Origin of the sequence: Arthrobacter sp. E44 (assembly GCF_041877125.1) — a bacterium.
Lineage (GTDB): Bacteria > Actinomycetota > Actinomycetes > Actinomycetales > Micrococcaceae > Arthrobacter.
The window spans coordinates 265,844-287,604 of the sequence record NZ_JBHDJA010000002.1 but is presented as its reverse complement, the minus strand read 5'-3'; the positions used below and the strand labels follow the sequence as shown (position 1 = coordinate 287,604).

Annotated in this window: 18 protein-coding genes; 5 read left to right on the top strand and 13 right to left on the bottom strand. The window is 63.7% G+C overall.

The features are described 5' to 3' along the window. Window positions 1–45 precede the first annotated feature (45 nt). Window positions 46–1,230: a MarP family serine protease gene (locus ACETK3_RS03450; RefSeq protein ID WP_373992527.1), complete on the top strand. Its 1,185-nt coding sequence runs from the start codon at window positions 46–48 to the stop codon at window positions 1,228–1,230. A 30-nt stretch (window positions 1,231–1,260) separates the two neighbouring features. Here ACETK3_RS03450 and aroQ read toward each other — a convergent pair whose 3' ends face one another. The 5 genes from aroQ to ACETK3_RS03425 form a co-directional block, all read right to left on the bottom strand. Next, entirely contained in the window at window positions 1,261–1,725 is a 465-nt protein-coding gene (gene aroQ / locus ACETK3_RS03445; protein WP_236799592.1) for a type II 3-dehydroquinate dehydratase, read from the bottom strand. 131 nt (window positions 1,726–1,856) lie between these two features. Further along, window positions 1,857–4,049: an alpha-galactosidase gene (locus tag ACETK3_RS03440; RefSeq protein WP_373992526.1), complete on the bottom strand. Its 2,193-nt coding sequence runs from the start codon at window positions 4,047–4,049 to the stop codon at window positions 1,857–1,859. Window positions 4,050–4,197: 148 nt separating this feature from the next. Continuing rightward, window positions 4,198–5,538 carry a sugar ABC transporter substrate-binding protein gene (locus ACETK3_RS03435; protein WP_306968157.1) on the bottom strand — a complete coding sequence of 447 codons (1,341 nt, stop codon included), beginning with the start codon at window positions 5,536–5,538 and terminating at the stop codon, window positions 4,198–4,200. Between the two features lie 93 nt (window positions 5,539–5,631). After that, window positions 5,632–6,555 (bottom strand): carbohydrate ABC transporter permease, encoded by a 924-nt coding sequence (locus tag ACETK3_RS03430; protein WP_236799590.1) that lies wholly within the window; start codon window positions 6,553–6,555, stop codon window positions 5,632–5,634. Between the two features lie 10 nt (window positions 6,556–6,565). Next, window positions 6,566–7,498: a carbohydrate ABC transporter permease gene (locus ACETK3_RS03425; RefSeq protein ID WP_306968009.1), complete on the bottom strand. Its 933-nt coding sequence runs from the start codon at window positions 7,496–7,498 to the stop codon at window positions 6,566–6,568. Window positions 7,499–7,679: 181 nt separating this feature from the next. On the opposite strand from ACETK3_RS03425, the gene ACETK3_RS03420 reads away from it, so the two are divergent. Next, window positions 7,680–8,885, top strand: a complete 1,206-nt coding sequence (locus tag ACETK3_RS03420; protein ID WP_236799588.1) for a Gfo/Idh/MocA family protein — start codon at window positions 7,680–7,682, stop codon at window positions 8,883–8,885. 10 nt (window positions 8,886–8,895) lie between these two features. Beyond that, the gene (locus ACETK3_RS03415; protein ID WP_236799587.1) at window positions 8,896–9,918 is read left to right on the top strand and encodes a LacI family DNA-binding transcriptional regulator; all 1,023 of its coding nucleotides are present in this window, start codon (window positions 8,896–8,898) and stop codon (window positions 9,916–9,918) included. Between the two features lie 92 nt (window positions 9,919–10,010). Here the strand turns inward: ACETK3_RS03415 and ACETK3_RS03410 are convergent, their stop codons facing one another. From ACETK3_RS03410 to ACETK3_RS03395, 4 genes are all read right to left on the bottom strand, one after another. After that, complete coding sequence (locus ACETK3_RS03410; RefSeq protein WP_373992525.1) at window positions 10,011–11,342, bottom strand: ABC transporter substrate-binding protein; 1,332 nt, start codon at window positions 11,340–11,342, stop codon at window positions 10,011–10,013. A 77-nt stretch (window positions 11,343–11,419) separates the two neighbouring features. Next, a complete protein-coding gene (locus tag ACETK3_RS03405) occupies window positions 11,420–12,253 on the bottom strand; it encodes a carbohydrate ABC transporter permease (protein WP_373462131.1) in 834 nt (277 codons plus the stop codon). Between the two features lie 74 nt (window positions 12,254–12,327). Further along, window positions 12,328–13,263, bottom strand: coding sequence for a carbohydrate ABC transporter permease (locus tag ACETK3_RS03400; RefSeq protein WP_373462132.1), 936 nt, complete (start codon window positions 13,261–13,263; stop codon window positions 12,328–12,330). After that, window positions 13,250–15,313, bottom strand: coding sequence for a beta-galactosidase (locus ACETK3_RS03395; protein WP_373992524.1), 2,064 nt, complete (start codon window positions 15,311–15,313; stop codon window positions 13,250–13,252). Before ACETK3_RS03395 ends, ACETK3_RS03400 begins: the two co-directional genes overlap by 14 nt. Window positions 15,314–15,528: 215 nt before the next feature. Here ACETK3_RS03395 and ACETK3_RS03390 point away from each other — a divergent pair, with 215 nt between their 5' ends. Continuing rightward, on the top strand, window positions 15,529–16,545 hold the full coding sequence (locus ACETK3_RS03390; RefSeq protein ID WP_373992523.1) for a LacI family DNA-binding transcriptional regulator: 1,017 nt from the start codon (window positions 15,529–15,531) through the stop codon (window positions 16,543–16,545). A 206-nt stretch (window positions 16,546–16,751) separates the two neighbouring features. Then, window positions 16,752–17,441, top strand: a complete 690-nt coding sequence (locus ACETK3_RS03385) for a hypothetical protein (protein WP_373992522.1) — start codon at window positions 16,752–16,754, stop codon at window positions 17,439–17,441. Here the strand turns inward: ACETK3_RS03385 and ACETK3_RS03380 are convergent. From ACETK3_RS03380 to ACETK3_RS03365, 4 genes are all read right to left on the bottom strand, one after another. Beyond that, window positions 17,438–18,223, bottom strand: coding sequence for a DeoR/GlpR family DNA-binding transcription regulator (locus ACETK3_RS03380; RefSeq protein ID WP_373992521.1), 786 nt, complete (start codon window positions 18,221–18,223; stop codon window positions 17,438–17,440). The genes ACETK3_RS03385 and ACETK3_RS03380 overlap by 4 nt on opposite strands. Window positions 18,224–18,282: 59 nt before the next feature. Continuing rightward, window positions 18,283–19,197 (bottom strand): carbohydrate ABC transporter permease, encoded by a 915-nt coding sequence (locus ACETK3_RS03375; RefSeq protein WP_373992520.1) that lies wholly within the window; start codon window positions 19,195–19,197, stop codon window positions 18,283–18,285. Beyond that, a complete protein-coding gene (locus ACETK3_RS03370; protein WP_373992519.1) occupies window positions 19,194–20,162 on the bottom strand; it encodes a carbohydrate ABC transporter permease in 969 nt (322 codons plus the stop codon). Before ACETK3_RS03370 ends, ACETK3_RS03375 begins: the two co-directional genes overlap by 4 nt. An 83-nt stretch (window positions 20,163–20,245) precedes the next feature. Beyond that, window positions 20,246–21,556: an ABC transporter substrate-binding protein gene (locus ACETK3_RS03365; protein WP_236799579.1), complete on the bottom strand. Its 1,311-nt coding sequence runs from the start codon at window positions 21,554–21,556 to the stop codon at window positions 20,246–20,248. Window positions 21,557–21,761: the final 205 nt, after the last annotated feature.

The following is a 21,761-nucleotide window of genomic DNA, read 5'->3' as shown; positions in this document are numbered from 1 at the left end:
CACCCCCCACTAGAATGGAGGTTCAACTGTTAATAAGGAGCCTTTGTGGTCGGCCTGACTGTCCTGGACATTGTCCTGATCCTGGCGCTGCTGTCATACCTGATCTACGGCCTCCGCAACGGGTTCCTGGTCACGGTCGGCGGCCTCGTGGGCTTTGCTGCCGGCGCCATCGCAGCCTTCTTCGCCGTCCCCCTCGTCAGCACCTTCGTTGAGGATTCAGGATGGCGGCTCACCGCCATCATTGCTGCCGCCGTCGTACTCATGGCACTGGGACACGGCCTGGGGACCATGGTGGGCCGGCAACTGCGCGGCGTGGTTCGGATCCGGCCGCTGCGCGCGGTGGACCGCCTGGTGGGCGGGGCGCTGAACCTTGTGGTCGCCGCGCTGGTGATGTCCATGCTGGCATTCAGCGTCAGCTCCCTCGGCGTGCCTGTTGTGTCCCAGCAGTTGGCCGCATCCAAGGTGATCCGCTTCATCGACGGGCTCACTCCCACGCCGGTCAAGGCCACCATGGCGCAGCTGCGTTCCACTGTGATCGGCAACGGCATTCCCACGTTGATTGAAGGGCTGGACCAGGGCCAGGCGGTCCAGGTGCCCAACACGAGCACCAACACGCCGGCGCTCAACAAGGCTGCCCAGTCCGTCCTGAGGATTGCGGGCACGGCCTACGAATGCGGCCAGAACCAGACCGGCAGCGGCTTCGTGGTCTCCGATGACCGCGTGGTGACCAACGCGCACGTGGTGGCCGGCGTCTCGCAGCCCGTGGTGGAAATGCCCGACGGCGGTGCCATGCCCGGCCGGGTGGTCTACTTCGACACCAAGCACGACCTGGCAGTCCTGGCAGTGGATAACCTGCCCTCCCGGCCGCTGCCGCTTAGCCGCGACCTGCCCGGCGGCAGCCAGGCTGCATTCGCGGGGTACCCGCACGGCGGTCCCTTCCAGTCCAAGCCTGCCACCGTCCAGGACATCGCCACCGTCCTGGTCCCGGACATTTACGGCAACAACCCCTCGCCGGAGGACATCTACCGCCTGGCCGGGGACGTGCAGCCCGGAAATTCGGGCGGCCCGCTGCTCACCACCGACGGCCAGGTGGCCGGGGTGGTGTTCGCCAAGGCAACCTCGGATGCCGAAGTAGGGTTCGCCATCACCATGAATGACCTGGAGCCTGTGGCAGAGCAGGCGCCGGGACTGTCCTCACCGGTTTCCTCCGGACAGTGCATCCAGAAGTAGGGCAGGGCATCCAGCAGTAGGACCTGGCGGTCAGAGGACCTCGGCCAGGTAGTCGATGGCCAGCTTGTAGCCGAACACACCCGCACCCACGATCACTGCCGCGCAGACCGGCGACAGGTAGGAGTGGTGCCGGAATTCCTCGCGCTGGTGGACGTTGGTGATGTGAACCTCGACGGCGGGAAGCTGGACGGCTGCCAGGGCGTCACGGAGTGCCACGGAGGTGTGCGTGAAGGCGCCGGCGTTCAGGACGATGCCCGCGGCGGTGCCCCGGGCTGCGTGGATGGCGTCCAGCAGGACGCCCTCGTGGTTGGACTGGAGGCATTCCACCGCGAATCCGTGCGCCTTGGCAGCGGCCGCTGCCAGCTGTTCCACGTCGGCAAGGGTTGAGGTGCCGTACTTCTCCGGCTCACGGGTTCCGAGGAGGTTCAGGTTGGGGCCGTTGATGACCAGGATGGTGCCGCGGCCGGCTTCGACAGTGGAGGAGGCTTCAGTCATGCCTGCAAATCTATCGGGTGGCCCGGCCCGCCGCGCATTCTTACGCAACTCCCTCCCATCGGTTGCTGAGTACTTGTCGTTTTCAGGCCTGTAAACGACAAGTACTCAGCAATCGACGGTGATGAAGGCTGTTAGAGGGCTGTGACCTTCAGCAGCAGCGCGTGCTCCGGGTTCAGGATGGGCATCGGCAGGCCGACTTCGGCAAGGAACCTGCCGCTGGCCACCGCACCCTCAGCCAGCCATGCCGGCGGCTGGGCCTGGGTGAACGTGTGGCGGTAGTCGGCGTCCTCTGCGGTGGGGAAGACCGCCTCCACGCGGTAGCTGCGCGCATCATCGAGTCCCGGAATGCCCATCCGCCCCGGCTGCTCGGCAGCCGAGGTACGCGTGCTGACCAGGGTGAACAGGGCCGCCGTCGTCCCTGCCGCCACGGAGCTGTCCGCCACCACGCCGTGCAGCAGGAAGGAATCGTCCGCAACGTCCGCATGGACGGCACGGCCGCTGTGGATCAGGTCCCGGTGCTCCTTGTACAGGGCCACGATGCGCCGCAGCTCCTCGCGCTCCTTGCCCTGCACGCTGCGCACGTCCCATTCCATCCCGAAGTGGCCGAACAGTGCCGTGATGCCACGGAAGGACAGGTCGTGGGTGCGGGCGGTGGTGTGCGAGGTGGTGGGCCCGATGTGGCTGCCCACGAGTTCCGGCGGAACCACGGCCTCCGTCCAGCGCTGGATGGTCTGCCGCTCCAGCGCGTCGTTGCAGTCCGACGCCCAGATCCGGTCCGTCCGCTCCAGGATGCCCAGGTCCACCCTGGCGCCGCCGGAGGAGCAGCTTTCAATTTCGACGCCGGGGTGGGCCTTGCGGAGTGCGTCAAACAGCCGGTAGGCGGCAAGGGTTTGTTCGTGGACGGAAGCGCGGCCGCCGTGGCCGTGTTCCGTGAGGTCCCGGTTCTGGTCCCACTTCAGGTAGCTGATGTTGTTGCCGGCCAGCAGGGCGTCGATCCGGTCAAAGACGTACTGCCAGGCTTCGGGGTTCACCAGGTCGAGGACATGCTGGTTGCGCCACTCAAGCGGCAGCCGGCCGCCGTCCTTGTGCGCGGCGGCCGAGGGACCCACGATCCATTCGGGGTGCGCCCGGGCGATGTCCGAGTCCAGGTTGACCATTTCCGGTTCCACCCACAGGCCGAACTCCATGCCGCGGGAGGTGACCGCGTCAATCAGCGGCGCCAGGCCGTCCGGCCACACCGTCTCGTCCACATACCAGTCGCCCAGGCCTGCGCGGTCGTCGCGCCGCCCGCGGAACCAGCCATCATCGAGCACAAAGCGCTCCACGCCGAGGTCCGCGGCGGAGTCGGCCAGCTCGATCAGGGTGTCCAGGTTGTGGTCGAAGTACACAGCCTCCCAGGTATTCAGCACCACCGGGCGCGGTTTGCCGGCGGGCAGCCCGGTGGCTGCGGCGGGCAGCACGTGGTGCGGGCGGGAGCGGAACCAGCTGTAGAAGGCTTCAGTGATACCGTCCAGGCCCCGGTCCGAGTAGGCGGCGAACAGGGCGGGCGTGGTGTAGCTGCCGCCCGCTGCCAGGATGACTTCGGCAGGGCCCAGGAGTTCCGAGCCGCCGATCATGGTCCGGCCGTCACCGATGGTGTCCGCAAACTGTTCGTGGTTGCCGCTCCAGGCCAGGTGCGTCGCCCAGACCTTGCCGTGCCGGTTGCCGAAGCCTTGGGTGCCGGCGGCGAACAGCAGGGAGGAATCGTGCCCGGTGCGGCCGTGCCGTCCGGTCCGTACCCAGGTGCCCTGCTGGATCCGGTGCCGCTGCGGGTGGCGTTCCCGGCACCAGCGCCCGGTCAGGTCCAAAAGTTCGACGGCGTCAGGCGCCACGGGCAGGACGGTTGCCAGTTCGTCCACCTGGAAGGGCGTGGTGCCGTTGTTGGTGACGGTGTGCCGCAGTTCCAGCAGCCCGCCGGGGTGCAGCGTGAGGGAGGTTGTTACGCCGATGCCGGTGTCGGCGTCGGCGTGTTCAATGGTGGCCGAGGCCCCTTCGGGGCTGACGGACGTGACGCGGAGGCGGGAGGAGAAGTCAAGGCCGGCCGCGCCTTCGCTGATCCGGTGGCCGCGCAGGGCCGGGCGGCCGCGCCAGGAGGAAGAGGCTTGGGGAAGGAGGCCGGCAGGGACGCGGGCGTCGATGGAGGAGTGCCCCACGGGCGTGGCCAGGATCGCGAGGTCCGGCAGGGCGTCGCCCAAGTCGGCACCCCAGTGGATGACCTCGGCCTCCCCGCTGTCGAAGCTAATCACCAGGCTGGTGCCGGCGGAACGGAGGTGGAGGGGTTCCATAGGATCTCTTTCAGTGTTCAAGGGGTGCATCTTAAGTTACGCACGGGAGAAAGCAAGGGAAAGGGGTGGCCGGATGCCGCCGCCGCGAGGAGGAAGCGGAGGCATCCGGCCGGTGGTTGCGACCACATACGCAACCACATACTGAGGGCTACTTGAACAGGGCGTTGACCTGGTCGTTGGCCTGGGTGAGGGAGCTGGCTGGTGCCTTGCCGGACACCACCGAGTCCATGGCCGGCTTCATGATGCCGTCAACCTTGGCGGCGTTGTCCGCAATCGGGTACAGGAACGTGGTGCCGTCCTTGACCTGCTCGCTGAAGGGGGTCACGTCCACGCCCTTGGCCTTGAAGGCTTCAACGGCCTTGTCGGCAGAGGTCTTGATGGCGGGGAAGACGACGGCCTTGGAGGCGACCACGTCCTGGCAGGCGGCGGAGCCCAGGTACTCCACCCACTTGATGGCGGCTTCAGGCTTCTTGGTGCCGGCGTAGATGGAGTCCGCCAGGCCGTTGTACATGCTGGCGCGCTTGCCGTTGACTCCGACGGGAGTGGGGGCGATGCCCACCTTGATGTCCTTGTAGCCGGTGTACTGGCCGATCATCCAGGAGCCGTTGGCGTTGATGACGGACTTTCCGGCGGCAAAGGTATCAGCCATGCTCGCGCCAACCGTGGTTTCGAGCTTGGGCATGTAGCCCTTTTCCACCAGGCCGGCGAACCAGTCGATGCTCTGCTGGAACTTGGGGTCGTCGTAGTTGAAGTGCTTGCCCCAGGGGTTCTTGTCGGTGTGCGTCCAGTCGGTGGTGCCTGTCAGGTAGCTCCACTCGGTCTGGCCCTGTCCGGAGCCGGAGCCGTTGAGACCCAGCCCGTAGACAGCCACGTTGTTCTTGTCGAAGCCGGGTTCGTCGCCGCGCTTGCCGTTCTTGTCCACGGTCAGGTGGGCGATGGTCTTTTCGTAGGTGCCGCCGTCCTGGGGGTTCCAGGTGAGGCTGGCCATCTGTTCAGGCGTGACGCCGGCGTCGGCCGCGAGCTTGGTGTTGTAGAACAGCGCGATGGTGTCCCAGTCCTTGGGCAGTCCGTAGCGCTTGCCGTCCTGTCCCACCCACAGGTCGGCGAGGCCGGAGTTGTAGACGCTGGTGTCGATGTTGTCCTTCTTGACGGCGTCATCCAGTGCCAACAGCTGCTTGTTCTTGATGAATTCCGGGTACTTGCCCAGGTGGTCAGTGAAGACGTCAGGGGCGGTGCCGGCCACGAAGCCGTTGGTGAGGGTGCCCCAGTAGTCGTCCCAGCCGCGCTGGGTGACCTTGACGGTGATGTCCGGGTTGGCCTTGTGGAAGTCGTCAGCGCACTGCTTGTACGCCGGCAGCTGGTTGGCGTCCCAGAGCCAATAGTTGATTTCGCCCTTGCCGGCCTCGGCGGAGCCGCCGCCGCCACCGCAGGCCGAGAGAGCCAGGACTGCGGCGGCTGCTGCCAGGGAGCCGAGCGCTTTTTTGTTCATTTTCATTACAGGTCCTTTCAAGGTGTTTCCGGGCAGGCCGCCATGGCCTGTACCGGGACAGGGTGTTGGGGAATTGCGTGGGGAGGGTTACTGCTACTTGATGCCGGAGAAACCGATGGAATTGACGATTTTCTTGCCGAAGATGGCGAACAGGATGAGCACGGGAAGGGCGGATACCAGGGTGGCCGCCATGAGTCCGGACCAGTCGGGGGCGCCCTGCGGCGACTGCGACTTGAAGACGCCCAGGCCCACCGTGAGGACCCGGACGGATTCGTCCTGGCCCACCAGGAGGGGCCAGAAGTATTCGTTCCACTGGCCGATGAAGGTGAGCAGGGCAAGGGTGGCGATGGGGGCTGCGGCGTTTGGCAGGATGATCTGGAAGAAGATCCGAAGGTGCTTGGCGCCGTCGAGCATTGCCGCTTCCTCCACCTCGCGGGACATGTTCAGGAAGAACTGCCGGAGGAAGAAGATGGCGAACGGGGTCATGAAGATATAGGGGAGCACCAGTCCCACCATGGTGTTGAGCAGGCCCAGGTTCTTGATGAGCAGGAAGTTGGGCAGCGCGGTGAAGATCGGTGGCACCATCATGGTGGCCAGGAACAGGCTGAAGACCAGGTTCCGTCCCCGCCACCGCAGCCGGGCGAACGCGTAGGCGGCCATGGCGCTGAAGAACACGGCGCCGGTAGTGGTGATGGAGGCGAACAGGACGGAGTTGCGCAGGTAGATCCAGAAGTCGATCTGGGCACCGGATCCGCCCTGGGCCACGGCCTCTTCCGGGGACTGCAGGCCGAAAACGCGCTGGAATGCGCCGAGGTTGAAGTCTGCAGGGAGCAGGTTGGTGGCGTTGCCGGCCAAGGCCCCGTTGGTGGACAGCGCGGTCCGGAGGATCCAGTAGAACGGGAGGACCGAGACGGCAACGGCGAGGGCTACGAGGAGCCAGGCGCCGCCGCGGCGCCAGGTAAACGTCCGACGGCGGGCGGTTGCCCGGGCGGGTGCGGAGACTTTTGCGGTGGTCATGGAAGTGTCCTTAGTCCAGGTCTGATTCGTTGCCCTTGAGGAACTTCATCTGGATGAAGGCCACCAGGGCGAGGATGACGAAGAGGATGACTGCCAGGGCGGAGCCGTAGCCGAAGTCCGATTCCGTGAAGGCCTTTTGGTAGATGTAGAACTGCAGCACCCGGCTGGCGTTGACGGGGCCGCCCATGGTGGTTACGGCTACGGTGTCGAACACCTGGAAGGAGCCGATCACGGTGACGATCAGCACCAGCGCAAGCACCGGCCGGAGCAGCGGCATGGTGATTTTGCGGAACGTCTGCCAGGGGGAGGCGCCGTCCAGGTTGGCCACTTCATAGACGTGGCTGGGGATGGCCTGCAGGCCGGCGAAGAGGAGCAGTGCCGTGTAGCCCATGTGCCGCCAGGTGTTGATCAGGGCCTGGGTGGGGATGGCCCATTCCTCGCTGCCGAAGAATGCCACCTTGGGCAGGCCGACTGCCTCAATGAAGTAATTGACGATGCCGATCTGGTAGTCGAGGAGCCAGAACCAGAGAAGGGCGGCGATCACGTTTGCCATGAGGTACGGCAACAGGAGTGCGCCGCGGATCAGGGTTGACTTGGCCACCCGGTGCATCAGCAGCGCCAGCCCGAGTGCCAGGGCAGTCTGCAGGACGATGTTGATCAGGACGTACTGCGCGGTGACCGCCAGGGCGTTCCAAAACAGAGGGTCCTTGGCGATGGCTTCATAGTTGGCAGTGCCAATCCATGTTGGGTCACCGAGGATGCTGTATTCGGTGAAGCTGAGGTAGATGCCCCGCAGGGTGGGCACCAGGTAGAAAACGATAAATCCGATCATGGCCGGGGCGATGAAGAGCAGTGCGATCTTCAGGTCGCTTTGTCCCCTGCGCTTCAGGGGCCGGTGCACTGAGTGCTCCGTCCGGCTGGCGTTCCTGGTAAGGGTGGTCATCGTCGACCCTTTCCTGAGTGTGATGGAAGTAACAAGCTGGGCAGCAATCTACACGAGTAGATAGGAGGATCGCAAGAGGCGTTCTGAGGTGGATTTTCTTGATGTTTTCGCCAGTAAATGGATATTGACTCGAGTAGATAGTGATGAAACACTCAGAGAAACTTCAAATGGAAGGCAGACAATGGCGTTTTCGATCGGCGTACTCGGCGTTGGGCAGTTCGGCGGACAGTTCGCGCACCTTTTCAACCTCCACCCCGGCGTCAGCGACGTCTTCGTGGTGGACGAGCGGCCCGAGCGCGCGGCCGAGGCTGTGGAGCGGTACCACTTGGCAGGGGCCAAGGCGGACTTCGCGGAGCTCCTCGCCTCCGACGTTGATGCCGTTGCCATCTTCACCCAGCGCTGGACCCACGGCCCGCTGGTCGAACAGGCGCTCCGGGCAGGCAAGCACGTCTACTCAGCAGTACCCATGGCGGTATCGGAAGAGGAGATCGCCCGCATCATCCAGTCCGTCCGGGAAACCGGCTTGGTGTACATGATGGGGGAGACCAGCTACTACAACCCCGCTACGGTGTATGCCCGCGAACAGCAGGCGGCCGGCAGGTTCGGGCGGATCTTCTACTCTGAGGGCGATTACGTCCATGACATGGACCTGGGCTTCTACGACGCCTACCAGTACAGCGGGGGTGAGCGGTGGAAGGAGACCGCCAGCTACCCGCCGATGCTGTACCCCACCCACGCAATCGGTGGTGTGCTGGGTGCCATTCCAGGACACGCCGTCAGCGTCAGCTGCGTTGGAGTCCGCGACGACCGGAACGACGGCGTCTTCAACAGGGACATCAGTATGTTCGGCAACGACTTTTCCAACGCCACCGCACTGTTCGAACTGAACGACGGCGGCGTGATGCGAACCAACGAGATGCGCCGCGTGGGCTATCCCTCCCATATCCGTGAGTCCCGCTTCAGGTTCTTCGGCACGGAGGCGAGCTTCGAACAGCTTGCCAAGGTTACGGTCTGGCAGGACAAACAAAACGTCCATGACATCTCCGAGCAGATGGAGACCCGTCCCAGCATGTCCCTGGACGACCCCTCCCTGGCAAACGTGGCCCCGGAGCTTCGCGACGCCTTCGTCTCCGGACTCTCGCCCGTCCACGACGCAGAACGGCTCCCGGAGGAGTTCCGCGGCGCACCCAACGGACATGAAGGCAGCCACCACTTCCTGGTGGACGACTTTGTCACGGCCGTGAACACCGGCACCCTGCCGCCGGTCAATGCTTGGGTGGCGGCCCGTTACACCCTGCCTGGCATCGTGGCCCACCAGTCAGCACTTCAAAACGGCGTACGGCTTCCCATCCGTGACTTCGGTGATGCGCCCGGTACCAGCAGTTAGCATGGACACTATGACCTCCCCGCCCGCGCAGGCCTCCCGCGGCGGCCCCGTAACCCGCAAGGACGTTGCGCGTTATGCCGGCGTCAGCACCGCCGTCGTCAGCTACGTTGTCAATGGCGGGCCCAAGAAAGTGGCACCGGCAACGGAAGCCAAGGTCCAGGACGCCATCCGCGTCCTTGGCTACCGTCCCAACGCCGCCGCCCGGGCGCTCAAGCTGGGTTCAAGCGAGACGCTGGGGCTCATCATCCCGGACAACACGAACCCCTTCTTTTCCCTCCTGGCCCATGCTGTTGAGGACGCTGCCGCGGATCTGGGCTACGCCCTGGTGCTCAGCAACTCCGACGGGAACCTGTCCAAGGAGCGGCGGAACATCCGCAACCTCGCCGCCCGCCAGGTGGACGGCGTGCTGCTGGCAAGTGTCCTTTTCGAACCTGACCTGGAAGCGCTGGAAACGGCGGACATCCCGGCCGTGCTGCTGAACCAGGAACGCGATGCCCCGGGCTTCAACAGCATCGGTGTGGACCTCGCAGCAGGGGCCAGGATCGCAGTGAACCATCTGATCGGTCATGGGCACACCAATATCGGTCTGGCGATGGGCACCAACGTTTCCGGCAGCCTGGACGGCCGCGAGGTGGGTTGGCGCCAGGCGCTCCAGGAGGCAGGCCTGCCGGAGGGCCCCATCGTATACAGCGGCTTCACCTGGCCCGGCGGCTATTCGGCCGGCCAACGGCTGCTGGCCTCGATCAACAGGCCCACGGCGATATTCGCAACCTCGGACACCCAGGCGGTGGGCCTGCTCCGCGCCATTCATGAGGCGGGCCTGGCCGTGCCGGGTGAGATCGCCGTCGCGTCCTTCGACGGTTCCATTGAATCCGAATATTCGTGGCCGCCCCTGACCACTATGGAGCAGCCCGTGGCTGCGATGGCGGAAGCCGCCGTGCAGGCCCTGGTGGAAGCCAAGCGCGGCGGGAAGCCAAAGCACAGAATATTTCCCACAAAGCTCCACGTCCGGCAGTCGTGCGGGTGCCCCTGAACGCCGTCTGACAACAAAGGCCACCATCCCCGCGGCGCGGGGATGGTGGCCTCTGTTGTCAGGAGTTGTGTCGAGGCTGTGCCTCCAGCTCGTTATTCCTTGACGGGGATGGACTGCGCCTTCAGGGCATCGACGGTCTTCTGCTGGCCGTTTTTAAGTGCATCCAGGAGCGTGCCGCTGCCGCCGGCCGCCTTGCCGAAACCATCCGACACATCGGTGTAGGTTTTGGTCATGGTGGGGCCCCAGGTGAAGTTCGGATTCACGTTTGACGAGGCCTCTGCGAAAACGTCGTAGATCTTCTGGCCACCGAAGTAGTCCACGCCGCCGGAGAAGGCGCCCAGGTCCTTGGCCGATTTGGCCGCGGGGTAGAGGCCGCCGAGCTTGTTGGCCAGCGCCAGCGCCTCAGGATCCGTGTTCAGCCACAGCGCGAATTTGGCTGCCTCGTACGGGTGCTTGGAGCCCTTGAGGACTGCAGTCGAGGAACCGCCCCAGTTGCCCGCAGCCTTTCCGCCGGCCTCCCACTGCGGCATGGGCGCAACTGCCCACTTGCCCGCGGTGTCGGGGGCTCCGCTTGCCAGGGTGGACGCGCCCCAGACCGCAGAGACCCAGGTCCACTGCTGGCCTTTGTTGAAGGAGGCGTTCCACTCATCGGAGAAGGAGGGAAGCGTGGATACCTCGCCCTTTTCGAGCAGCTTCTGCCAGTAGTCGGCCACCTTCGCGGACTCCTTGCCGGTCAGGTTTACCTCCCACTTGTCATCGGTGTTGGAGAACCACTGTCCGCCCGCCTGCCATACGTTGCCGGCAAACCAGTTGACGTCGCTGCGGGGGAAGTTGGTGATGTAGGAGCCGCGGGCCTTGATCTGCTCAGCTGCCGCAGCGTATTCGTCCCAGGTGGTGGGGACCTTGATGCCCGCCTCCTTGAAGAGGTCTGCCCGGTAGAACATCGCCATCGGACCGCTGTCCTGCGGGATGGCATAGACGGCCTTGTCCTCGTTGAAGGTGACCTGGCCCCAGGTCCAGTCCACGAACTTGTCCTTGGCTTCTGCCACTCCCTCGCAGCCGGCGATGTTCGCCAGTCCGTCCTGCACACGGAAGTTGGGGAGTGCGTCGTATTCGATCTGCCCCAGGTCGGGGGCGTTGCCCGCCTGTAGCTGGTTGAAGAAGTTTTGGTACGTGCCCGAGTTGCCGTTGGGCCCGGTCTGGACCTTTACCTTGATGTCAGGATGGTCCTTGTTCCAGAGGTCCACCACCTTGTCCATGCCAGGCACCCAGGTGGTGAAGGACAACTCAACCGGTCCGGAGGAGGGCTTGCAGGAGGTGGTGTCCTGGGCAGCAGAGGTGCTTTCGCCGCTTGAGCAGCCCGCAAGGGACAGCGCCGAGACTATGGCAAAGGCGGCAGTGGCTTTTCCGTAACGCACGCGCATTTCTATTCCTTATTAGTGGGGTGGGTGTACCGGGGCAGTGGGCCGCGGGACGGGTTGTGGGGGGAAAATTTTGTGGGCTATTTGACGCTTCCGGCGCCCAGGCCGCTGCTCCAGAAGCGCTGCAGCCCGAGGAACGTTGCGATCAGCGGGAGGATCGACACCAGAGCGCCGACGATCACCAGGACCCGGAGCTCCGGAATCTGGCTGATCTGGCTGTTCCACGCATACAGGCCCAGCGTGACCGGAAACAGTGTCTGGTCCCGCAGCATGATCAGGGGCAGGAAGAAGTTGTTCCAGATGGCTACGAACTGGAACAGGAAGATGGTCACCAGGGCAGGAGCCATAAGGCGGGTGGAAACCGTGAAGAAGGTCCTGGCCTCAGATGAACCATCGAGGCGTGCAGCCTCCAGCAGCTCCGTGGGGACGCTTGCCGCCGCGTAGATCCGGGCAAGGTAGACGCCGAAGGGGCTGACCAGGCTGGGCAGGAACACTGCCCAAAGGGTATTGGTCAGTTTCACCTGGCTGAAGATCAGGAACAGCGGGAGGGCGAGTGCAGTTGCGGGCACCAGCACCCCGCTGAGCACGACGTTGAAGATGGCCTCACGGCCACGGAACTCATACTTGGCCAGGGCATAGCCGCACATGGCGGCAATGACGGTACCAACCAGGGCGCCCAGCCCCGCGTAGAGGGCGCTGTTGGCCAACCAGCGCCCGAACACGCCGTCGCTGTAGGTGAACAGGTTGCCCAGGTTGGCGAAGAAGGTGGGGATGGAGTCCGCGGTGAACCACAGCGGTGCCGTGCCTGTGATGTCCCCGCCGGTCTTGGAGGAGGAGACCAGCAGCCACCAGATGGGGGTCAGAAAGTAGAGCGTGAAGACGCCCATGATGAGCATGGCCGCTCCCCGGGACATGATGCTGTGCCGGGGTCCCCGGGGTGTGGTTGCCGTGGTGGCCGGCTTTTTTGTGGTCATGGCCGTTGCTGCGCTCACTGGGAAACCTTCCGCTGGGTTGCCTTGAGGAAGACGAAGGAAAGAACGAATGTTGCCAACGCAAGCACCACCGAGAATGCGGCAGCCAGGCTGTAGTTCGGGACTGATGCTGTTGTGTAAACGGCGAGGTTGGGAGTGAAGGTGCTGCTGATGGCCGTGCTGAAACTGCGCAGGGTCTGCGGTTCCGCCAGGAGCTGGAGCGTTCCGATGATGGAAAACACGCCGGTGAGGATGATGGCCGGCACCACGAGGGGGATCTTGATGCGCCAGGCGATCTGGAAGTTGCTGGCACCGTCCAGTCGGGCCGCTTCGTAGATCTCCGTTGGGATTGCCAGCAGGGACGAGTAGATGATCAGCATGTTGTAGCCGACGTATACCCAGGTCACAATATTTGCCACTGCCCACAGGACCAGGTCTGCCGAGAGGAAGTTGACCTGCGAGGTAACGGCATCAAAAGGGGAAAGCGACGGCGAATAGAGGAAGCCCCACATGATCGCTGCGATGACGCCGGGGACGGCATAAGGGGCGAAAAACGCCAGCCGGAAGAACTTCTTCCCCTTCAGGAGGGGCGAGTCGAGCAGCAGGGCGAAGAGGAGTGCAAGGCCAAGCATGACGGGCACCTGGACCACTCCGAAGAGCAGTACCCGCCCCACAGACTCCCAGAATTCACTGTTCTGGAACACCTGCTGGTATTGGACCAGCCCGCCGAAGACCTGCTGGGGAGGTCCGAATGTTCCCTTGCGTTCAACGGTGAGCAGCGACTGCACCACGGCAAAAATGATCGGAACCGCATAGAAGGCAAGGAAAAGGACGCCGAATGGCGCAACGAACAGGAGGACGGCGCGGCGCTGGGCGCCTGTGGTTTTGGACTTCCGGGGCATCGGCACTCCGGTGGCCGTTGCCGGCGCGGTAATGGGTCTAGTCACGTTCATCATCTTTCTGGCCGGTGTTCTGGCCAGTAGTCGGGGGAGCTGATGTGGCGGTGCGGACAACCCTCACGGCGCCCGCAGGAATGGCGACGGCGGTGGCGACTTCTTCGCCGGCGATCAGTTCGTGGCCGCGGGCCGCGTACTTGTGCTCTTCTTCGGTGTGGTTGATCAGGAAGGTGTAGTCGTGGTCAAGGCCTGCCCGGACCACGACTTCAAGCCCTGGGGCTGACTCATAGGCAACCACTCCAGCGCCGGCAGCAGCCTCGGACACGATGTGGCGAAGTGATGCCTGGTCCAGCGCCGTCGCCAGGTACCACGCCGTTCCGGACCCGTGCTGGTTGCGGGTGACGGCGGCCGTGCCGGCGAGGGGCCCATCGTTGAAGGAGGCTATTGCCTCCGCTCCCTCCAGCCGCAACGCTTCGGTCCACAGGGAGGCATCAGCACCGTTGTCGAGGGTCCTGGCCTGTCCCGGGGCCAGGGGGATGAATTCCTCCGTCCGGATGCCGAGCAGTTGCCGGAAGGCGCCGGGATAGCCGCCGGCCAACACCTTTTCGTTTTCGTCCACAATGCCGCTGAAATAGGTAACGATGGCATGGCCGCCGCTGCTGACGTAGTGCGCAAGCGCTGCTGACTCCTTGTCCCGGACGAGGTACAAGCCGGGCACCACCACGAGTTTGTAGCCGGAAATGTCGGCGCCGGGGGCCACGATGTCTACCGTGATGCCCGCGTCCCACAGTGCCTTGTACATCGCGTGCACCTGGTCCAGGTACCGAACGTCTGAAGATGGGTGGGACTCCTGGTCGTAGGCCCACCACGCTTCCCAGCTGAACATTAGGGCCGCCTCCGCCGTGACTGTCGAACCGGCTACCTCGGCAAGCTGCTCCAGTATGCCGCCGAGTTCCACCACCTCCTTCCAGATCCGGGAATCCGTTCCTGCGTGGGGAAGCATTGCGGAGTGGAACTTTTCACTGCCCTGGACTGAAGCGCGCCACTGGAAGAAGCAGAGCCCATCGGCGCCGCGGGCCAGGTGGGCAAGTGAGTTGCGGAGCATCTCGCCAGGGTTTTTGGCAATGTTGCGGGGCTGCCAGTTCACGGCCGACGTTGAGTGCTCCATGAGCAACCACGGCCGGCCCTGGGCGAGGCCCCTGGTCGCGTCGGCGGCAAAGGCCAGTTCGATGGTGGGGTCTTCAAGCCGGTGGTCGAGGTAATGGTCATTGGCAATGACGTCCATATGCGGTGCCCATGACCAGTAATCCTGGTTGCGGATGTGGGCGGCGACCATGAAATTGGTGGTGACGGGAACGTCGCTGTGCCGCCTCAGGACCTCGGCTTCGGACTGGTAGTAACCCAGCAGTTCATCCGAGCTGAAGCGGTGAAAGTCCAGTACCTGGGTCGGGTTGCTGGTGGAAACAGTGGTGCGGGGCGGCAGGATTTGGCTCCAGTCCGAGTACCGCTGTGACCAGAAGGCGGTGCCCCAGGCGCTGTTGAGCGACTCGAGGGTCCCGTACCGGGTGACCAGCCAGCCGCGGAAAGCCTCGGCGGAGACGTCGCAGTAGCACAGTGCGTTGTGGCAACCGAGTTCGTTGGAGACGTGCCACAGCCTGACGGCCGGATGGGCGCCGTACCTGCGCACCACCTCGGTGACCAGCCGGAGGGCGTATTCGCGGTAGTGCGGGGAACTGGGGCACCAGGCCTGGCGCCCGCCGGGCCAGGCGCGGGTTCCCGATGCCGACTGGGGGAGGATGTCCGGGTGAAGCGCTGTGAGCCAGGCCGGTGTGGAGGCTGTTCCCGTCCCCAGGTTGACGCCAATGCCGTTGGCGTGGAGCAGGTCCAGGATCTCGTCAAGGCGGTCGAACGTAAAGATGCCCTCGGTTGATTCCAGTTCTGCCCAGCCAAAAATATTGACGGCGACGAGATTTACGCCGGCCTGTTTCATGAGGCGGACGTCTTCCTGCCATACGGTGTTGTCCCACTGCTCGGGGTTGTAGTCGCAGCCGTAAACGAGTTGTCCGCTCGGGGACAGCCCGGCAACCGGCGTTCTGGTGGTGCTCAACCCTGCTCCTTCGGCTTGCAGCAGACGTGCAAGACCGGGGCAGACCCGGACTCCTGGACGCTGTTGTCTCAACGATTTCTGTGAACGTTCCCAGAGAAGCAATGCAGCGAGTGATGTAGATCATCTGGGAACGTTCCCAGAGTACGCATCGGCGCGAGGGGTGTCAATGCGTGCGGCAGGACATCCCTTCCTGCAGACTCGGCTACAGTACAAATATGTCGCTGACACGCACCCGTGCCCGCCGCGCCACCATCAACGATGTGGCGGACGCTGCCGGGCTTTCCAGGGGGACCGTTTCACGTGTTATGAACGGGGAAAAATATGTGTCGGACGAGGCCAGGCAGGCGGTGGAGCAAGCCATTGCCCGGGTTGGGTACGTCCGGAACAGCGCCGCCCGGAACCTGGTCACCCAGGAGTCCCGGGCCATCGGGCTGATCATCCACGAACCACACTCGCTGTTGTTTGAAGATCCGAACATCGGCTCCATCCTGCTGGGGGCCAACGAGGTCCTGTCCAAGGCTGACTATCAACTGGTTTCGCTGATCATTGACTCGGACCGTGACAGCCGCCGGGTGGCTGATTACCTGCGGGGCGGCCTGGTTGATGGTGCCGTCATCATCTCGGCCCGCGCCTCCGATCCGATTGCGGCGGCCGTGGCGGAGATCGGCTTGCCGGCCGCTTTTGTGGGGCATCCGGAGGGGACTCCCGAGTTGCCCTACGCCGCCATCGACAATGTGGAGGCCGCCCGCAACATCACCGGAAGGTTGCTCGAAACTGGGCGCAAACAGGTAGGTATGATCGCCAGCGCATTGGACCGCGATTCCGGGAAGGACCGCGTGGCAGGCTTTCGCGCTGCACTGGGCGGACGCTTCAATCCCGACCTGGTTGTTGAGTATCCCCTGTACACCTATGCCGCAGGCTTCGATGGAATGCAGGAGTTGCTGCGGCGGGCGCCGGACATCGATGGAGTCTTCGCCGCCTCCGATGCCGTGGCTGCGGGCGCAATGACCGCGCTGCAGGAGGCCGGCCGAAGGGTGCCCGAAGATGTGGGCGTTGTCGGGTTCGATGACAGCAGTTGGGCCCTGCGCTGCCGCCCGCAGCTCTCCACAGTCCGCCAGCCCGCGGATCTGCTGGGGAGTGCCGCTGCTGAGCTCGTCCTTGCCCAGCTCAAGGGGCTTCCGGGCACGCCGCGGGTCCTTGAGACAGCGATCCAGTGGCGCGGTTCTGCCTGACCTTTCGGGGCGCATCCCCGCTCTGGTTCCGGAACAGGATGAAACCAACGGACGCGAGAACCACCATGCCGCCAAACGCCTGTCCGGCCGAGAGTGATTGCCCCAGTGCTATCCATCGCGTCAGAACTGCAGTGGAGCTGAACAGCCGCGAATTTGGGCCGGAAGGTCAAATGTGCGTCAGCACTGAATAACAGGAGCGAGAAACAATGCATCTCAAAAGCATTCGGATGCCTTCCCCTGATCTTGAAGGCAGCGCAGTTTTCTACCGTGACGTTCTTGGTCTTCCGGTCCGGCAATCCAAGGAAACGGTGGTCGTCGAGGTTGGCTCCAGCCTGCTTGAGTTCTTCGAAGGCAATGCCTCTGAAGGCAGCAACCATTTGGCTTTCACCATTCCGGCCAACCGGTTGGCAGACGGGAAGCGCTGGCTGTCTGGCAGAACCAGGGTCATAAGCCTCAATGGAAATGACGAGTTTCAGCTGGGGGAGCCCTGGGAATCGGAGTCGGTCTACTTCGAAGGCCCGGACCGGATGATTTTGGAATTAATCTCCCGGCAGCAGTTGGACAACGCTTCCTCCGCGCCGTTTTCCGGCGCAAGCCTCGTATGTATCAGCGAAGTAGGGCTTGCCGTGCCGGATGTCGCACGCTCCATACAGGAGATAGGGGATGCGTTCGGGATTCAGTCTTTCGCCGGCGACGGGCAAAGCTTCCATGCGATGGGGAACCATGACGGGCTCCTCATTCTCGTGCCCGCCGGCCGGCGCTGGTTCCCAACCTCCGATGCCCTGTCGTCGTTCGGACAGCTCACTGTGGACATCGCGGGCACGCCCCGTTCCGGGACCTTTGATTCCGGGGTGGGATGGCGGCTCAGATCAGGCGAAGCCGTGAAGAAGCCCTAGGCAGGGACCACCCGCAGTTTGGCCCGTTCGCCGAGTACCCGGCGCGCCTCGGTGCTGAGCCCGGCGTCGCTGATGACCTCGTCCACGTCATCCAAGGCGGCGATGGAGCTGATCCCCAGCATGCCCCACTTGGTGTGGTCAGCCAGCACCACTGTTTTCCGCGCAGCCGCCACGAACGCACGGTCCGTTTCGGCCTCCAGCAGGTTGGGCGTGGTGAACCCGGCATCGGCATCCATCCCGTGGACGCCCAGGAACAGGACATCCAGGTGCAGTTGCTTGAGTGCGCCCGTTGCGATTGGGCCCACCAGGGCGTCCGACGGCGTGCGCTCGCCGCCCACGAGAATGACGGTTGACGACTGGCGGGCTGAGCCAGAGGAAGCAGCGTGGTGGAAGAGGTCTGCGATCCTCACCGAGTTGGTCACCACGGTGATCCGGGGGCCATCGACCAGTTCCTTGGCGAGCGCCCATGTAGTGGTTCCGGCACTTAGGCCAACAGCCATCCCTTCCTGGACCAAAGCGGCCGCCTCTACGGCTATGGCGCGCTTTTCCAGCGTCAACTGCGTGGACTTCAGTTCGAACCCGGGTTCATGGGTGCTGGCATCGCCGGGAAGCTTGGCCCCGCCGTGGATGCGCTCCAGCTTCCCGCCTTCTTCCAGCAACTCGATGTCCCGGCGGACGGTCATCAGTGAAACACCCAGCTGCTGGGCCAGGTCTGAGACACGGACAACCCGTTCGCGCCGGACAACGTCCACGATGGCCTGATGGCGTGCGGCAGGGAGCATGGGGGTCCTTTCGTGCTGCTCGAGCCGGAAAGCTATGTTCCGTCTTGTTCCATAATGGTCTATCCCTTGCTGGAACCGAGAGTCAGCCCCGCAACAAACTGCCGCTGGAGGAGCAGGTAGATGATCAACGTGGGGATAACGGTGATCACCGCTCCTGCCGCCAGGAGGTTGTAGTTGTTCAGGAACTGGCCCTGCAGGTTGTTGATGGCGGTGGTGATGGGGAGCCGGTTGCCGCTCTGGATGAACAGGAGGGGCCAGAAGTAGTCGTTGTAGATGAAGATGACTTCCAGGGTGCCCAGCGCGGCGAACGCCGGGCGGCACAGCGGCAGGATGATCTCGCGGTACTGCCGCCAGATGCTGGCACCGTCCACCAATGCCGCCTCGGTGAGGTCGGCGGAAAGGGCCCTCATGTAATTCGAGAGCACGAAGGTGCAGAACCCCATCTGGAACGCCGTGTCCACCGCGATGACGATGATGTAGGTGTTGAGCATGTTGCCGGAATCGCTGAAGGAGTAGGGCACCTGGAAGTGCTTGGCCATCTCGAACAGGGGCGCAGCGAGAACCTGTGGGGGCAGCAGGTTTCCCGCGGTGAACATGATCAGCAGGGTGATGTTGAATTTCCAGCTGACGCGGCTGACGGCGAAGGCCATGAGCGAGGCGAGGAACAGGGTCAGCAGGACCGCAGGCACGGTGATGATGACGGAATTCCAGAAGTAGGTGGCAAAACCTCCCTGCGTCCAGGCCTGGACGAAGTTGTCGAAGTTGAACTCGCCGGCAACGCTGAAATAGCCGTGCTCGTTGGTGGACGCCACCGGCCGCAGTGCGGTGAAGACGGACCAGCCCAAGGGAACCAGCCAGACGGCGGCCATCACCACCAGGAAGATGTGCGTCCCGTAATGGCGCTTGGGGCGGCTTCCGGACCGGCCGGTGGCTTCTGCGGAAGACCCGTTGGCGCGGGCTGTGGCGATGCTCATGCTTGGTTCTCCTTGCCAAAGGTGCGGCTGAGGTAGAAGACGATGGGAACGAGTGAAATGACCAGCAGCACCACAGCGAGGGCGGAGCCGACGCCGATCACCTGGCCTTCGCCCACGAGGTTCTGGATCACCAGGGCGCTGAGCATTTCCAGGCCGTTGGTGCCGCGGTTGATCACATAGACGACGTCGAAGGCGCGGAGGGACTCGATGATGGTGATCACGACAATCACGATGTTGATGGGCCGCATGGCCGGGAAAACCACCCGGAAGAAGGTCTGCACGGCGGAGGCGCCGTCAATGGCTGCGGCCTCCTTGAGGCTGGGGTCCACGCCCTTCAGGCCTGCCAGGTAGAGCAACATGACGTAGCCGGCGTGGCGCCACGTGGCCGCAATCATGGCCGCCCAGATATTGACCGACGAATCGCCGAACCAGTCAACGGCCTGCGGCGTGCCGGCAGTGCCCAGGAGGAAGTTGAGCAGGCCGTTGTCCCGCTGGTAGAAGAGCTGCCAGATGATGCCGATCAGGGCTAGCGACAGCATGACGGGTGCGAAGAAGATGCTTTGGTAGATCTTGCTTCCGCGGATGTTCTGGTCCAGCAGCACCGCGAGCAGCAGGCCCAGGGGCGTGGCGATGAGGGCCAAAAACAGCAGCCACAGCATGTTGTGTTGAACAGCCGGCCAGAACGGGGGGTAGTCCTGGGCGATGAACTGGTAGTTTGCGGTCCCCGCCGGGCGGATGTCCGCCAGGTCCAGGCCGTTCCACCGGGTGAAGCTGAGCCCCACCGACATCAGCATGGGCAGCCAAACCATCGCCAGTTCAATCAGCGTGGGGATGCCCACCATCAGGGACAGGACCACTTTGTCGCGTCCGGACAGGCGGCGGACGCGGCCGCCTTTGGCCCGGCGGGCAGGTGCGGCCGGCTCCCGCGCCTCCGGCGGAATCAGTTCTCGTGCGGTGCTGCTCATGGCGTGTCTTTCCTTGCTGTTGAATGCAGGAGGCAGGACGACGGCGGGAGCCCCGTGCCGCCGTCGTCCTTCCTTTGGCGGGGCTACTGCGCTGCGTAGAGGTTCTTGGCCTGGGCCTCAAGGTTCTTGACGTCCACGCTGCCGTCCTTGATGAAGCTCTGCAGCGCCGGGATCATCACGTTGTTGGCCATGGCCGGCAACGCGTCGCGGTCGAAGAACTGGCTGATGTATTTGGCGTTCTTGATGGTGTCTGCGCATGTCTTGTTGAGGGGTGTGAACTTCGAGGTGTCTGCACCCTTGGCGGTGGCGATGTTCGAGTTATCGACCTTGGCATAGGCGTCCTGGGCCTCGGGCGTGCCCATGAATGCCATGAAGTCGCGGGCCGCCTTGTTGTCCCCGCCTTTCTTGGACAGCAGCAGGCCGTCAATGGGGGCTTCGACTGCGTCCCGGCCCTCCATGGCGATCTCCGGGAAGGGGAAGAAGTCGATGTCCGACAGCACCGCCGGGTCGGTGAACTGCTGGGTGACGAAGGAGCCCAGCAGGTACATGCCGGTCTTCTTGGCTTCCAGCGCCTTGGCCGCGTCCTGCCATGTTTGGCCGAGGGCGGCGGGATCCTGGAAGGGCAGTAGCGCCTTCCAGGTGTCGAAGACGGACGTTACTTTCTGCTGGTCCCAGGATTCCTTGTGTGCGCAGAGGTCCACATGGAACTGGTAGCCGTTGAGCCGCATATTGATGTAGTCGAAGGTGCCCATGGCGGGCCAACCGTCCTTGTCGGCAAAACCGATGGGAATGATGCCGTCTGCCTGCATTTTCGTTGCCAGGGCCTTGAGCGCATCAAAGGTGGCCGGCACCTGGTACCCCTTCTCCGCCCACAGGCTCTTCCGGTAGAAGAAGCCCCATGGGTAGTTGTAGTTGGGGACGAAGTACATCTTGCCGTCCGGCCCCGTGGATGCCTTCTTCAGCGCATCGGAGTAGTTGCCGCCAATGGTCTGCCAGACATCATCAATGGGAGCGAGGAGGCCCTTGCCCGCGTAGTACTGCATCCGGTAGCCGGCGAACCAGGTGAAGGCGTCGTCGGGAGAGCCCTGCAGGTAGGAATTGATCTTGTTCTGGAAGTCGTTGTGGGGCACCACGTTGGTGGTGACCTTTTTGCCGGTCTTGGCTGTGAAAGCATCGGTGACCGCCTGGTACGCCCGCTTGGGGACGTCGTCCGAGGAACCTGAACCGAACGTGAGGCCGGAAGAGTCGGAACCTGTGCCGGACGGAGCGCTTCCGCCGGTGCAGGCCGCGAGGAACGGGATGCCGGCCAGGCCCATTGCGCCCACACCGACGGTCTTGAGGATGGTCCGCCTGCTGGGGAAAGCAGTTGCCGACGCATCAAACTGTGAAGCCATGGTCTCTCCCTTGAGTACTAGCCGCATGTGAGGCACCTCACATTAGCTCCGACTATAACCTCGCAAAAGAGAACATGGAACAACGGTAAATAACACTTTGGGTGTCGATGCCCTTTGAATCGTCACAACAGCGAAATGGCCCTGCTTCCCTGTAATAACAGGGAAGCAGGGCCATCCTGCAGCATGGGGGACAGGTACTAAGCCT

Bases quoted from the DNA above. Each gene is read 5' to 3' on its own strand.
- ACETK3_RS03415 (WP_236799587.1), top strand. From the start codon at position 8,896: ATGACCTCCCCGCCCGCGCAGGCCTCCCGCGGCGGCCCCGTAACCCGC.
- ACETK3_RS03400 (WP_373462132.1), bottom strand. From the start codon at position 13,263: ATGAACGTGACTAGACCCATTACCGCGCCGGCAACGGCCACCGGAGTG.
- ACETK3_RS03365 (WP_236799579.1), bottom strand. From the start codon at position 21,556: ATGGCTTCACAGTTTGATGCGTCGGCAACTGCTTTCCCCAGCAGGCGG.
- ACETK3_RS03370 (WP_373992519.1), bottom strand. From the start codon at position 20,162: ATGAGCAGCACCGCACGAGAACTGATTCCGCCGGAGGCGCGGGAGCCG.
- ACETK3_RS03385 (WP_373992522.1), top strand. From the start codon at position 16,752: ATGCATCTCAAAAGCATTCGGATGCCTTCCCCTGATCTTGAAGGCAGC.
- ACETK3_RS03435 (WP_306968157.1), bottom strand. From the start codon at position 5,538: ATGAACAAAAAAGCGCTCGGCTCCCTGGCAGCAGCCGCCGCAGTCCTG.
- ACETK3_RS03390 (WP_373992523.1), top strand. From the start codon at position 15,529: ATGTCGCTGACACGCACCCGTGCCCGCCGCGCCACCATCAACGATGTG.
- aroQ (WP_236799592.1), bottom strand. From the start codon at position 1,725: ATGACTGAAGCCTCCTCCACTGTCGAAGCCGGCCGCGGCACCATCCTG.
- ACETK3_RS03440 (WP_373992526.1), bottom strand. From the start codon at position 4,049: ATGGAACCCCTCCACCTCCGTTCCGCCGGCACCAGCCTGGTGATTAGC.
- ACETK3_RS03410 (WP_373992525.1), bottom strand. From the start codon at position 11,342: ATGCGCGTGCGTTACGGAAAAGCCACTGCCGCCTTTGCCATAGTCTCG.
- ACETK3_RS03420 (WP_236799588.1), top strand. From the start codon at position 7,680: ATGGCGTTTTCGATCGGCGTACTCGGCGTTGGGCAGTTCGGCGGACAG.
- ACETK3_RS03405 (WP_373462131.1), bottom strand. From the start codon at position 12,253: ATGTCCCGGGGAGCGGCCATGCTCATCATGGGCGTCTTCACGCTCTAC.
- ACETK3_RS03430 (WP_236799590.1), bottom strand. From the start codon at position 6,555: ATGACCACCGCAAAAGTCTCCGCACCCGCCCGGGCAACCGCCCGCCGT.
- ACETK3_RS03425 (WP_306968009.1), bottom strand. From the start codon at position 7,498: ATGACCACCCTTACCAGGAACGCCAGCCGGACGGAGCACTCAGTGCAC.
- ACETK3_RS03380 (WP_373992521.1), bottom strand. From the start codon at position 18,223: ATGCTCCCTGCCGCACGCCATCAGGCCATCGTGGACGTTGTCCGGCGC.
- ACETK3_RS03375 (WP_373992520.1), bottom strand. From the start codon at position 19,197: ATGAGCATCGCCACAGCCCGCGCCAACGGGTCTTCCGCAGAAGCCACC.